Origin of the sequence: Methylobacterium sp. WL6 (genome assembly GCF_008040095.1) — a bacterium.
Taxonomy (GTDB): Bacteria; Pseudomonadota; Alphaproteobacteria; order Rhizobiales; family Beijerinckiaceae; genus Methylobacterium.
Map to the genome: position 1 here is coordinate 1 of NZ_VRVH01000645.1, position 703 is coordinate 703.

The following is a 703-nucleotide window of genomic DNA, read 5'->3' on the forward strand; positions in this document are numbered from 1 at the left end:
GGCTTCAGCTCGGCGGGCCGCTCGGGCGGCAGCGGCGGCGGCACGGGGACGGTCGCCTCGGGCGGATGCGGCTTCGTCTCCTGTGCCCTCGCGTCCCGTCCCGCCGTCGTGGCAAGCAGGGCCGTGCCGGCGAGCGCGAGCGCCGCGAACCGTCGAGACCGACCTGACGCCATGACTTATCCACCCCATCCGGCCGTCACCCGCGACACGATCCTGTGCGAGGGACGGCCCGTCACGATCGAGCGGTTCGCGCCGCGCGGCAAGGACGCGCCGGCCACGGCGACCGTCATTCTGCTGCACGACGCGGAAGGACCGGGCCCGGACCGTCCGGTCCGCGCCGAAGCCGCAGCTTTGGCGGAAGCCGGCTTCGCGGTGCTGCTGCCGCACTATCTCGAGCGGACCGGCGAGTCGCGAGTCGGGTTCTCCGGGATCAGCCGGCATTTCGGCGCATGGCGGGATGCCCTCGAGATCGTGCGCGCGCAGGTCCCCGGCCCGGCGGCGCTGGTCGGCCGCTCGCTCGGAGGCTGTCACATATAAAAAACTCACGCTGACCACGACTACTAACTTTTACATCTCCGTCGTCTCCCAAACATTAAAAAAAAAAATGCGCAGGCTCTCGCCGAGGCCTTCCAGGCGCCCGATCAGGTCGCCCACCGGCTGGGTGCTGACGCGGTCGACCTTGTCCGACAGCGCGTCGATCCGC

The 703-nt window shown here is 69.8% G+C and carries 1 protein-coding gene; it reads left to right on the plus strand.

Features of this window, described 5'->3' with window-relative positions; all coding sequences use genetic code 11:
- Positions 1-171: 171 nt before the first annotated feature.
- Positions 172-537 carry a hypothetical protein gene (locus FV230_RS28975; RefSeq protein WP_147844801.1) on the plus strand — a complete coding sequence of 122 codons (366 nt, stop codon included), beginning with the start codon at positions 172-174 and terminating at the stop codon, positions 535-537.
- Positions 538-703: the final 166 nt, after the last annotated feature.

What these genes read in the sequence shown, in the direction of transcription:
- FV230_RS28975 (WP_147844801.1), top strand. Translation starts at nt 172, where the DNA reads ATGACTTATCCACCCCATCCGGCCGTCACCCGCGACACGATCCTGTGC.